The following is an 11,474-nucleotide window of genomic DNA, read 5'->3' as shown; positions in this document are numbered from 1 at the left end:
TCGACGTTCGTGTGCGGGATGGGGATCGCTCGGCTCGTCTGTCGGCGCTATCCGCAGATCCATGCTTGTCGGTCCCTCCACCCTGGCTCCTACATACCTCGTAGGAGCCGGGAGGAACATACAAGCCTATGCTCGGCTTCCTGCTTGGGCCAAAGGCAGCCGAGCGTGGGCTCGGCTCTATAAAAGCGCTCATGGCAAGGTGGGATGGGTAGCGCCGAGCATGGGCTCGGCTCCATCAAGTGCGCGTCACCGGGTGACGGCACCCGCCGCTTCAAAGGCCGCGTCGAACAGGCGCTGCACCGGTGGGCCCATTTCACCCATCAGCAGCGCCAGCAGGAACAGGCCCAGCAGCAGCGAGACCGGCAGGCCCAGCTGGATCGGGTTCATCGCCGGCGCGGCACGGGCCAGCACGCCGAAGGCGAGGTTCACCGCCAGCATCGCCACCGTCAGCGGGATGGCCAGGGTGAGGGCGCCGCGCAGGGCGGTCAGCAACAGGGTCGGGGCGATGCTGAAGAAGGCGTTCGGGTCGGGCAGGGGCGCACCGATCGGCAGCGCGCGGTAGCTGTCCACTACCAGCGAGATCAGCGCCAGATGGCCGTTGGCAGTGAAGAACAGCAGGCCGAACAGCAGGTAGAACCACTGGCCGATGACGCCGGACGTGCCGCCGCGCAGCGGATCGCTCATCTGCGCGAAGGCCAGGCCGGTGCCCTGCGCGACCAGTTCGCCGGCCATCGCGCCGGCCTCGAAGATCAACCGCAGCATGAAGCCGATGGACACGCCGATGGCGAGTTCACGGGCGATGGTCAGCACGGTGGCGGCGTCGAAGCCGGTCCATTCCGGTACCGGCGGCAGCAGCGGGGCCAGGGCGATGGCCAGGGTGCCGGCCAGTATCACGCGGATCCGCTGCGGCACCGCGCGGGTACCGATCATGGGCATGGCCATCGCCACCGCGCCGATGCGCAGCATCGTCCACAGCACCGTGGCGATCATGCTGAAGGCCTGCAGGCCGTCGGCAGCCATCTGGGTGGCGGCATCCATCAGCGCGTGTTTCCTAGCCGATCAGGTGTGGAATGCGCTGGAACAGCAGCGTGGTGAACTCGACCAGGTGGCCGATCAGCAGGCTGCCCAGGGCAAACAGCACGGCCGTCAATGCGGCGGCTTTGGCGACGAAGGCGATGGTCGGCTCGTTGAGCTGGGTCGCGGCCTGCACCACGCCCACCACCACGCCGACCACCAGGACGGTGAGCAGCAGCGGGCCGGCCACCCACAACACGGTGATCAGGCCGCCACGCAGTTCGGTCAAGGCAAGTTCGGGAGACATCGTTGTTCCATCGGTAGCGCCGGGCCATGCCCGGCGGTGCATGTTTGATTTACGCAGGATTGAAGCTGGCCGCCAACGTACCCACCGTCAGCACCCAGCCGTCGACCAGCACGAACAGCAGAATCTTGAACGGGGCCGACACCAGCATCGGCGACAGCATCATCATGCCCATCGACATCAGCACGCTGGCCACCACCAGGTCGATGATCACGAACGGGATGAAGATCAGGAAGCCGATCTCGAAAGCGGTCTTCAGTTCACTGGTGACGAACGAGGCCACCAGCACCGGGAACGGGATCGCGTCGGGACTGGCGTAGGTGCCGTGGCCGGCGATGCCGGCGAAAGTCATCAGGTCGGTCTCGCGGATCTGCGCCAGCATGAAGCCGCGCAGCGGCTGCGTGGTCAGGGTCCAGGCGGTCTGGAAGTCGATCTCGCCGTTGAGGTAGGGCGCCATGCCCGTGCTCCACGACTTGTCCCAGGTCGGCATCATGATCATCGCGGTCAGGAACAGGGCCAGGCCCAGCAGCACCTGGTTGGACGGCGTCTGTCCGGTGCCCAGCGCCTGCCGCAGCAGGCCCAGCACGATGATGATGCGGGTGAACGAGGTCAGCACCAGCAGCATGGACGGGATCAGGGTGATCGCCGTCATCAGCAGCAGGGTCTGCAACGGCAGGCTGACCGGCTGGCCGCCGATCTTGCCGACGTTGACGTCCGGCAGCGCGGCCGGCGCACCGGGCGCGGCAAATGCCAGCACGGGCAGCAGGCACAGGGCGATCAACAGCAGCCACGACAGCACGGTGGCGGGGCGGGTACGGGCGACACGCATGTCAGGGGTCCTTGCGCAGCCGCTGTTGCAGCAGCTGGGCGAAATTCGGCAGGTTCTTGAAGTCCGGCACGCGCGCCGGCGCGGGCGGTGGCAGCGGTTCGGAAAGGGTGTGCAGCGTGTTGATGCTGCCGGCGGTCACGCCCAGCAGCAGCTGCTGGCCATTGACCTCGACCACCACCACGCGCTCCTTGGCGCCAACATTCAGGCTGGCCACCAGCTTCATGCCCTCCGGCGGGCGGAAGCCGCTGCCCGGCATGCGCTTGAGCAGCCAGCCGAGGCCGACCACCAGCGCCAGGACCGCCAGCAGCGCCAGCACCGCGCCGAACAGGCTCGGTGCACTGGCCGCATGCTGGCCGATCTGCGGGGTGGTCTTCGCAGCCGCCTGGGCGGTGGCGAGCAGCAGGCTCAACGCAGTCTCCGGATCCGCTCGCTCGGGCTGACCACGTCGGTCAGGCGCACGCCGAAGCGATCGTTGATGACCACCACTTCGCCATGGGCGATCAGGGTGCCGTTGACGAACACATCCAGCGATTCGCCGGCGCCGCGTTCCAGTTCCACCACCGAGCCCTGGTTGAGCTGCAGCAGGTTGCGGATCGGCAGGCGGGCACGACCGACTTCCAGCGACAGGGTCACCGGCACGTCGAGGATCACGTCCAGGTTCAGGTCCGGGCCGATCGACTCGTCGGCCTGCAGGTTGCCGAACTGGGCCGGGGTCGGTTCGAGGGCGTCGATATCGTTCATTGCGGGTCTTCCTGGATGACGGGTACGCGCGGGCGAGTGCCCGGCGGATGGGTAGCGGTGATCTTCACGGCGTTCATGCCGTTGGCGACGCCGAACTCGCCGGTGAACACGGGGATGTTTTCCACGCACAGCGGCACCTGCGGGTTCAGCTCGATCGGCAGGATGTCGCCCACCTTCAGCCGGGTCAGGTCACGCAGGGTCATGCGCTTGCTGGCCAGCACGCTGGACAGGGTCACTTCGGCGATGTTGAGCTGCTCGCGCAGCATCACGCCCCAGCTGGCATCGCGGTCGTTGCGGTCGCTCTGGATGCCGGCGTCGAGCAGCTCGCGGATCGGCTCCAGCATCGAGTACGGCAGGGTGACGTGGATGTCGCCGCCACCGCCGTCGAGTTCGACGTGCAGGCGGCACACCACCACGTATTCGCGCGGCGTCACGATGTTGGCGAAGTGCGGATTGATTTCCGAATTGATGTATTCGAAATCCACTTCCATCACCGGCGCCCAGGCCTCGCGCAGGTCCGCGAAGGTCTGCTTCAGCAGCAGCTGGATCACCCGCATTTCGGTGGCGGTGAACTCGCGGCCTTCGATGCGGGTCGGGTAGCGTCCGTCGCCGCCGAAGAAGTTGTCGACGATGGCGAACACCAGCGTCGGCTCGAACACGATCAGGCCGGTGCCTCGCAGCGGCTTGAAGCGGATCAGGTTCAGGTTGGTCGGCACATACAGCGAGTGCATGTAATCGTTGAACTTGATCAGCTCGATGCCACGCACCGAGAGTTCGGCCGAGCGGCGGATCAGGTTGAACAGCCCGATCCGCCACAGGCGCGCGAAACGCTCGTGGACCATTTCCAGGGTCGGCATGCGACCGCGGATGATGCGGTCCTGGCTGGCGAAATCGTACGAACGGGCTTCGCCACTGGGCGCCTCCGGCTCGGTTTCGACCGCGCCACTGTCCACGCCATGGAGCAGGGCATCGATCTCATCCTGGGACAGCAGGTCATTCATCGGAGGCAGCCCTTACTGGGTCACGAAGCTGGTGAACAGCAGATCGTCGGCACCGTTGTTGCCGGTCTCGGCCTTGAGCACCTTCTGCACTTCAGCCAGCGCATTGGCCTGCAGCTTCTGCTTGCCGGCGATGTCGGCGATCTGGTCGGGGGTGACCTGCGAGAACAGCATCAGCAGGCGTGCGCGGATGGCCGGGGCGTGGGTCTTGATCGCTTCCAGCGCGGCCGGATCGCGGGTCATCAGCTGCACTTCCACCTGCAGGTAGCGCGGGCCGTCCATCGAACCGTTGAGGTTGACCACGAAGGCCGGGTCCAGCGCGAAGTACTGCGCCGGGGCCGGCACGGCACCCTTCTTCGGGGCTTCGGCGGTCTTGTCTTCGTGCTTGGACTGGTTGAAGAACCAGACGCCGCCGCCGGCGGCACCTGCGGCCAGCACGGCCACCAGGGCGGTGATCAACAGCGGACTGCGCGGCTTGGCGGCCTTGTCCTTGTCGGCGGTCTTCTTGGTTTTGTCAGCGGCTGCGGCCACGAGGTGAAGCTCCTGAGGGTTGCTTCACCGGGATATGCAAGGGGCGTGCCGCAGCGCGAGGGAAAGGGTGCGACGGAAAATTGTCGGTAGCGCCGGGCCATGCCCGGCGAGTCGCTACGCGTAGGCGTCCAGCAGCCCGCGCTGGCGCATCAGCTGTGCGGCCGACACCGTGATGTCGCCCCGCGACGGTTCTCCGTCGCCGCCGACCAGGTCACCCGTGCCACCGGCCTGCGCCGACGGACTGCCGTCACCGCGGTTCTGGTGGCCGACATCGGCATGAGCCAGCTGGAAGCCCTGTTCGCCCAGCAGTTCACGCAGGCGCGGCAGGCTGCTTTCCAGCGCATGGCGCACATCCACGTGCGGGCTGCTGAAGCTGGCGTGGACCTTGTCGCCATTCATCTGCAGGCGCACGTCCACCGGGCCCAGGTCTTCCGGGTTCAGGCGGATGTGGGCGTGGCCGATCTTCTGGTCGGCCAGCCAGCTGAGGCGTGCGCCGACCGCATGGTCGAAGCCGTCGTCACCCAGGGTCGGGGTGGGCGTCGGTTCGCCATCGAAGACCGGCGTGCTGGCCAGTGCAGCCTTAAGGTCCTGCAGTGCGGCCGGGAATGCGCCCTGCAACGGGGCGGGCGGCGTGCGATCGCCGATCAGCAGGCCGTCGCTGTCGTCGGCGCCCTCCAGCGTCTGCTGGCCGAGGACCATATCCGGCAGCGGCTGGGTGGCGATGTCGCCATTGCGGTCGGTCGCTGCAGTGGCAGCCGATGCGCCGGCAGCCAAGGGCGTTGCCGCGGGCAGGCCGGTGGCCGGCAGTGCCGGCGCAGCGGCAGCCGGGTCCGCGTCGCCGCCCTTGGCCGTTGCCACGGGCGTCGCGGCGTCGGCGTTGGCGGGCACCGGCACCGGCACCGCCAGCATCAGGCCGGCCAGGCCGAGCGGCGGCCACGGCGCATCATCGCCCTCCGTCGCCGTGTCCTTGTCGTCCGTCGTGGCCTGGGTAGGCGGCGGGGCGGCGGCCACCGTTTCGGTCGTCGCGCCGTCGCTGTCTGCGGTGCTGCTGGTCGGCGTATCCGCGCCGCCGTCCGGGTTGGTCGGCGCGCTGTTGGACAATGGGGCCTTGCTGGCAGGCTGGGGCTTCGCCTCCGCTGCGGGCGAGCCCTGCAGCATCTGCCCGAAATCCTTGCCACTGCCGGTGCTGCGCGCGGGGCTGGCGGTGCTGCTGGCGGTGCTGCCGGGACCGATGCTGCTGGACAGTGCAGAGGGCATCACGTGCGGCCTCCCTGCTCGCTGCCGTCCGGTTCCGCCGTCTGCGCCAGGCGTGCACGGCGGGCACCGATGTCATCCATCTCGCGCTGGTCGCGGCGGTCGGTCACCACCTTTTCCTGGGCGCGGTAGCTGGCGGCCAGCTGTTCCAGCACGGCCTTGTCACGGCTTGCCAGGATCAGGCGCGCACGTTCGGCTTCCACCTTTTCGCGGTTGCCGTTCACCGTGGCCTGCTGCTGTTCCACTGCGCTGTCGAGGCGGTCGAGGAAGGCGCGGCGGTTAAGCAGCTGCGCCGGGCTGGTGGCGGCCATCTGCGCGTTGGCCATCTGTTGCGAGGCATATTCCTCGGCGTAGCGGCGGAGCTCATCCAGGCGCGACAGGTGGGTGTCGAGCACGCGCTGGCGCTCGGCCAGGTCGCGGGCCACGGCGTCTTCGTGTTCCTGGGCGCGCTTCAGCAGGGGATCGATGCGCTTGGACTGTGTCATGGTTCGGCTCTCTTAATCCACCAGGCGCTGCAGCGCCGCCTGGCTGTGCGGAAGATCAGCGGCCTTGGCCACGTCCTGGCCGAGAAACTCCATGATTTCCGGCCAGCGTTCCAGGGCTTCGTCGGTGGCGGCATCGTTGCCGCGCTGGTACGCACCGATCGCAATGAGGTCGCGGTTGGAGGAATAGGCCGAGACCAGCCGCTTGAGCTTGCGGATGCGCAGGCGCCACGGCTCGTCGGCGATTTCCGTGACCACGCGGCTGACCGACGATTCAACGTCGATGGCCGGGTACAGGCCGCTGTCGGCCACCCGGCGCGAGAGCAGGATGTGGCCGTCAAGGATGGCGCGCGCCGCATCGGCGATCGGATCCTGCGGGTCATCGCCCTCGGTGAGTACGGTGTAGAAGGCGGTGATCGAGCCACGGCCCTTGGCGCCGTTGCCGGCGCGTTCGACCAGCGCCGGCAGCTTGGCGAACACCGACGGCGGGTAGCCGCGGGTGGTCGGCGGTTCGCCCACCGACAGGCCGATCTCGCGCTGCGCCTGGGCGAAGCGGGTCAGCGAATCCATCAGCAGCAGCACGTTCAGGCCCTGGTCGCGGAACCACTCGGCAATGGCCGTGGCGCGGTAAGCACCGTGCAGGCGCGCCAGCGGCGGGCGGTCGGCCGGACTGGCCACCACCACGGCGCGGCGCAGGCCTTCCTCGCCCAGCGTGGTCTCGACGAAATCGCGGACTTCGCGGCCACGTTCACCGATCAGGCCGACCACGATGACGTCGGCGGCGGTGTAGCGGGTCATCATGCCCAGCAGCGTCGACTTACCGACACCGGAACCTGCGAACAGGCCCACGCGCTGCCCGCGGCCGATCGGCAGCAGGGCGTTGATGGCGCGCACGCCGACGTCCAGCGGCTGGGTGATCGGCTCGCGCGCGAGCGGGTTGATCGAGACGCCGGCCATGCCGACGTGGCCTTCCGCACGGATCGGACCTTTGCCATCCAGCGGCACGCCATCGCTGTCGATCACGCGGCCGAGCAGGCCTTCGCCCACTTCCACGCCACCACGGCGCGCAGACGGCACCACGCGTGCGTTGGGCAGCAGGCCATGCAGTTCGGCGCTGGGCATCAGGTAGGTGCGCTCGCCGGCAAAACCGACCACTTCGGCGTCGACCCAGCCGCCATCGACCACTTCCACCTTGCAGCTGGCACCCAGCGGGGCCTCGCAGCCTACCGCTTCCAGGGTCAGGCCGACCGCGCGGCGCAGCACGCCCTCACGGATCAACCCGCGGCCGTGCGCGGTATCCACGCGCAGGCCATCCAGGCGGCGGGCCAGGCGCAGGTTGCGGGCCACGGCCCAGTCGGTCGGCGGCGGAGGCAGGTTCGGTTCGGGGGTCATGGCGTGGCTCCGGTCTGGCGGATCACCGCATCGAGTGCGCCACGCAGGCGCGCTTCCAGGGTGCCGTCGATGCGCACCGCTTCGGCATGTACGCGCAGGTCGCCGCGGCTCAGGCTGGTATCGGGCACCAGGCGCTGGGTCGGGGTGAGGGTCATCAACGGCGCGAGCGCGGCGATGTCGTCCGGGTGCAGGCGCACTTCCACTTCACGCGTGCCGCCACCGACCGCATCCACCGCTTCCCCCACCAGCTGTGCCAGCAGGGCCGGGTCGGCCTCGTATGCGCGGCCGACCAGCGCACCAGCGATGCGCACCGCCAGTTCGCCCAGCGCGCCGACCACTTCGTTCTCCAGCCGTGCCAGCGGCCGGCTGAAGTTGTCGAGGATGCCTTCCATCTGTGCGGCCAGGCGACGTACCTCGGCCTGGCCCTGGCCATAGCCGTCGGCGTGGCCGTGCTGGAAGCCTTCCTTCTCGGCGCTGTCCTGGATCGCCTGGATGTCCTCCAGGGTCGGCAGCTGCAGCACCGGTTCCGGCTCGTGCTCGGGGTCCGGCCCGGTAAGTTCGAAGACATCTTCCTGCTCCAGCTGCGCTTGTGGCTGGGCCAGCAGGTCAGGGGCAAGCCAGCGCACGACGTTGCTCACAGCATGGCCTCCGCGCTGCCGCCAATGGTGACGGTGCCCTCATCGGCCATGCGCTTGACGATGGCCAGGATCTCGCGCTGCGCGCCTTCCACGTCGGACAGGCGCACCGGGCCGCGGGCTTCCATGTCTTCCAGCAGGATCTCGGCCGCACGCTGCGACATGTTGCGGGTGATCTTGTCGCGCACCTTGATGTCGGCGCCGCGCAGCGCCAGGCCCAGGCGTTCGCCGCTGACTTCGCGCAGCACCAGCTGCATCTCGCGGTCGTCCAGGTCCACCAGGTCGTCGAACACGAACATCAGGTCCTGGATGCGGCCGCTGAGCGGCGCATCGATGCGCGCGATCTCGCCGAGGATGGCCTGGTCCTGGCCGCTGTCCATGAAGTTGAGGATGTTGGCCGCGCACTGCACGCCGCCGATGTTTGACGACTTCAGGTTCTGGTTGCCCGAGAACTGGCGTTCCATGATCTCGTTCAGTTCGTTCAGCGCGTTCGGCGGAATGCCGTCGAGGGTGGCGATGCGCAGCAGCACGTCGACGCGGGTGCGGTCGGGCAGCAGCTTCAGCGCGTCGGCGGCCTGGTCGGTTTCCAGGTGGGCCATCACGATGGCGATGATCTGCGGGTGCTCGTTGCGCACCAGGTCGGCTACCGCGCGTGGGTCCATCCACTTCAGCGCGTCCAGGCCGGTGGTGTTGCGGCCCAGCAGAATGCGGTCGATCAGGCCGCTGGCCTTCTCGGTGCCCAGCGCCTGGATCAGCATGTTGCGGATGTAGTCGTCCGAGCCAACGCCCAGCGAGGTCTTCGAACCCAGTTCCTGGTTGAACTGGTCCATGACCCGGCCCACCTGGTCACGGGTGATGTCGGTCATGGTGGCCATGGCGATGCCGATCTTCTGCACTTCCTTGGGTTCCATGTGGCGCAGCACTTCGGCCGCGTCCAGTTCACCCAGTGACAGCAGCAGTACGGCAGCGCGCTGCACGCCGGTCAGTTGCACGTCAGTCATTGGCCACCCAGCCCTTGACCACCTGGGCCACGCGCTTGGAATCGGTCTTCACGGCTTCACGGGCCATCCGCAGTCGTTCCTCATAAGAATCCACCGGCAGGGCCAGGGAATCCGCGCCGGCCAGGCTGAGGCGGTCAGCGCCCAGCGCCGGCAGCGGCATGCCATCGTCATCCACCAGCTGAACGTCTGCGGTGTGCGGCTCCAGCGCGGCGTTTTCATCCTTCCTGTTCTGCCCGGTGATGCCGCGCAGGGCAGGGCGCAGCACGCCGAACAGCAGCGCCAGCACCACCACCGCGCCCAGCACCATGCGACCGGCATCAAACACCCACGGCAGCTCCCACCAGGCCGGGCCTTCCACCGGGGTGGTGTCGCGCACGAACGGCGCGTTCATCACCGACACGGTGTCGCCACGCTCGGCGTTGAAGCCCACCGCCTGCTTCACCAGCGCCTCGACGCGGGTCAGTTCAGCGGCCGCCAGCGGCTGCGGGGTGACCTTGCCGTTGGCACCGGCGCGCGGCACGTTGTCCACCAGTACCGCCACCGAGACGCGCTTGATGCGGCCGGCCGGCTGGCGGGTGTGCTGCAGGGTACGGTCCAGCTCGTAGTTGCGGGTCGCGTTCTTGCTGCTTTCGGTCGGAGCCTGCGCAGTGGCCGGTGCGGCCGCCTGGCCCGGCGGACTGTTACTGGCCGCGCCAGGCACGCCCTGCGGGCCCGGGGTGCTGGTGGTGTTTTCGCTCATCTGCTCGCTGCGCAGCTTCTGCGGTTCACCGTTGTAGAGTTCGCGGGCTTCCTCGGTCACCGAGAAGTCCATGTCCACGCTCACTTCCGGGTTGACGCGGCCGGGGCCGGTCATCGGTTCCAGCAGCTCGCGGATGCGCTGGTTGAACGAGGTTTCCTGGCGGCGCACCTGCTCGAACTGGGCGGCGTTGACCGCTGCTTCGCTGTTCGGATCGCTGACGCTGAGCATGCGGCCGCTCTGGTCGACGATGGTCACCCGTTCCGGCGCAAGATCAGGAATGGCGGCAGCCACCATGTGCACGATGGCATCGACCTGGCTGCGTTCCAGCTGCTGGCCGCCACGCAGTTCCAGGGTGACCGAGGCACTGGCCACGTCACGCTGGCGGGTGAAGGCGCTGGGCTTGGGGATGGCCAGGTGCACGCGCGAATCGCGCACCGGGCGCAGGGTATTGATGGTGCGCGACAGTTCGGTTTCCAGCGCGTGCTGGTAGCGCGCGCTTTCGACGAACTGGCTGACGCCGAAGCCGGGGTCACGTTCCATCAGCTCGAAGCCGAGCTTGCCGCTGTCGGTCAGGCCGGAGCCGGCCAGCTTCAGGCGGGCATCGTGCAGGTTCTTTTCCGGGACGGTGATGCCACCGGTGGCCGGGTCCAGCTCGAACGGAATCTGTGCCGCACGCAGCAGGTCGGTGGCTTCGGCGGTCGCCTTCTGGTCCAGGCCGGTGTACAGCGGGACCATGCCGGGCTTCTGCGACCAGAAGAACACGAACAGGCCCGCCGCCACCGCCACCGAGATCATCGCCATCAGGCCGAGGCGGCGGGTGATCTGCAGACTCTGCAGGCGGTCGAACCACTGCCCGGCCTTTTCGGCGTTCAGGGTTTCCTTGGAGAGCGTCAGTGCCATGCGTCAATGTTCCTTACAGCGGCATGTTCATCACGTCCTGGTAAGCCTGGACGAGACGGTTGCGGACTTCCACGGTGGCGCGGAAGGCGATCTGGGACTGCTGCGAGGCGACCATCACCTTGGCCAGGTCGGCGCCGGGTTCGCCCAGTTCGAAAGCCTTGGCCAGGGCGCCGGACTTCTGCTGGGCGTCGTTGACGCCGGCGATGGCGCCGCGCAGGGTCTCGGTGAAGCTGGCGGGCTGGACCTGCGATGCATCCAGGGCCGCGCCCGGCAGGGCATTGCTGCGCGGGGCTTCGGCCAGCGGGCTGAGCGCCGGGTTCTGCCCCACCTGGGTCTGATAGGAGCGGATCTGGGAAAGAATCGAAGTGACGGAGTGGGACATCTGCAACGGTTCCAGAAACAGTGATGGGGGTGTTCGCTGGAACAGTTGCAAGTGGCGTGCCGAAACCCGGTTTTGATTCAGTGAGGTGAGGGTGGGGGTGTTGGCAGGGCTGCGCCCTGCACCCGCTCGATGCAACGTCAACGTCAACGTCAACGTCAAAGGCGTGCGTTCCGTGGGTTGGCGGGGTGGGTCCGGTTGAGGGGGACGCTGCAAGTACGTCCATGTAAGCTCGGTCGCCGCATCCATGCGGCTCACGCCCCCTCAACCGGACC

General features: G+C 68.0%; 14 protein-coding genes. All 14 read right to left on the bottom strand.

Annotated features, from left to right (window positions below; all coding sequences use genetic code 11):
- Positions 1 to 246: 246 nt before the first annotated feature.
- Positions 247 to 1,038 (bottom strand): flagellar biosynthetic protein FliR, encoded by a 792-nt coding sequence (fliR, locus tag FJU31_RS19140; protein WP_150456148.1) that lies wholly within the window; start codon positions 1,036 to 1,038, stop codon positions 247 to 249.
- A 13-nt stretch (positions 1,039 to 1,051) separates the two neighbouring features.
- Positions 1,052 to 1,321, bottom strand: coding sequence for a flagellar biosynthetic protein FliQ (locus tag FJU31_RS19135; RefSeq protein ID WP_005413254.1), 270 nt, complete (start codon positions 1,319 to 1,321; stop codon positions 1,052 to 1,054).
- Between the two features lie 49 nt (positions 1,322 to 1,370).
- Positions 1,371 to 2,147 carry a flagellar type III secretion system pore protein FliP gene (gene fliP, locus FJU31_RS19130; protein ID WP_150456147.1) on the bottom strand — a complete coding sequence of 259 codons (777 nt, stop codon included), beginning with the start codon at positions 2,145 to 2,147 and terminating at the stop codon, positions 1,371 to 1,373.
- Between the two features lies 1 nt (position 2,148).
- Complete coding sequence (gene fliO / locus FJU31_RS19125) at positions 2,149 to 2,556, bottom strand: flagellar biosynthetic protein FliO (RefSeq protein ID WP_150456146.1); 408 nt, start codon at positions 2,554 to 2,556, stop codon at positions 2,149 to 2,151.
- Positions 2,553 to 2,888, bottom strand: coding sequence for a flagellar motor switch protein FliN (gene fliN, locus FJU31_RS19120; RefSeq protein ID WP_108768795.1), 336 nt, complete (start codon positions 2,886 to 2,888; stop codon positions 2,553 to 2,555). Before fliN ends, fliO begins: the two co-directional genes overlap by 4 nt.
- On the bottom strand, positions 2,885 to 3,889 hold the full coding sequence (fliM, locus tag FJU31_RS19115; RefSeq protein WP_108759997.1) for a flagellar motor switch protein FliM: 1,005 nt from the start codon (positions 3,887 to 3,889) through the stop codon (positions 2,885 to 2,887). Before fliM ends, fliN begins: the two co-directional genes overlap by 4 nt.
- A gap of 12 nt (positions 3,890 to 3,901) precedes the next feature.
- Complete coding sequence (locus tag FJU31_RS19110) at positions 3,902 to 4,417, bottom strand: flagellar basal body-associated FliL family protein (RefSeq protein WP_150456145.1); 516 nt, start codon at positions 4,415 to 4,417, stop codon at positions 3,902 to 3,904.
- A 114-nt stretch (positions 4,418 to 4,531) separates the two neighbouring features.
- Complete coding sequence (locus FJU31_RS19105; protein ID WP_150456144.1) at positions 4,532 to 5,674, bottom strand: flagellar hook-length control protein FliK; 1,143 nt, start codon at positions 5,672 to 5,674, stop codon at positions 4,532 to 4,534.
- On the bottom strand, positions 5,674 to 6,156 hold the full coding sequence (gene fliJ, locus FJU31_RS19100) for a flagellar export protein FliJ (protein ID WP_150456143.1): 483 nt from the start codon (positions 6,154 to 6,156) through the stop codon (positions 5,674 to 5,676). The genes FJU31_RS19105 and fliJ overlap by 1 nt, the downstream gene beginning before the upstream one ends.
- A 12-nt stretch (positions 6,157 to 6,168) precedes the next feature.
- On the bottom strand, positions 6,169 to 7,545 hold the full coding sequence (locus FJU31_RS19095) for a FliI/YscN family ATPase (protein ID WP_150456142.1): 1,377 nt from the start codon (positions 7,543 to 7,545) through the stop codon (positions 6,169 to 6,171).
- Positions 7,542 to 8,183, bottom strand: coding sequence for a FliH/SctL family protein (locus FJU31_RS19090; RefSeq protein WP_150456141.1), 642 nt, complete (start codon positions 8,181 to 8,183; stop codon positions 7,542 to 7,544). The genes FJU31_RS19095 and FJU31_RS19090 overlap by 4 nt, the downstream gene beginning before the upstream one ends.
- A complete protein-coding gene (fliG, locus tag FJU31_RS19085; protein WP_150456149.1) occupies positions 8,180 to 9,166 on the bottom strand; it encodes a flagellar motor switch protein FliG in 987 nt (328 codons plus the stop codon). Before fliG ends, FJU31_RS19090 begins: the two co-directional genes overlap by 4 nt.
- A 7-nt stretch (positions 9,167 to 9,173) precedes the next feature.
- A complete protein-coding gene (gene fliF, locus FJU31_RS19080) occupies positions 9,174 to 10,820 on the bottom strand; it encodes a flagellar basal-body MS-ring/collar protein FliF (RefSeq protein ID WP_150456140.1) in 1,647 nt (548 codons plus the stop codon).
- A 13-nt stretch (positions 10,821 to 10,833) separates the two neighbouring features.
- Complete coding sequence (fliE, locus tag FJU31_RS19075) at positions 10,834 to 11,202, bottom strand: flagellar hook-basal body complex protein FliE (protein WP_150456139.1); 369 nt, start codon at positions 11,200 to 11,202, stop codon at positions 10,834 to 10,836.
- Between the last annotated feature and the right edge of the window lie 272 nt (positions 11,203 to 11,474).

It is taken from the genome of Stenotrophomonas cyclobalanopsidis (genome assembly GCF_008710035.1).
GTDB lineage: Bacteria > Pseudomonadota > Gammaproteobacteria > Xanthomonadales > Xanthomonadaceae > Stenotrophomonas > Stenotrophomonas cyclobalanopsidis.
This window is presented reverse-complemented; position numbering and strand designations above follow the sequence as displayed.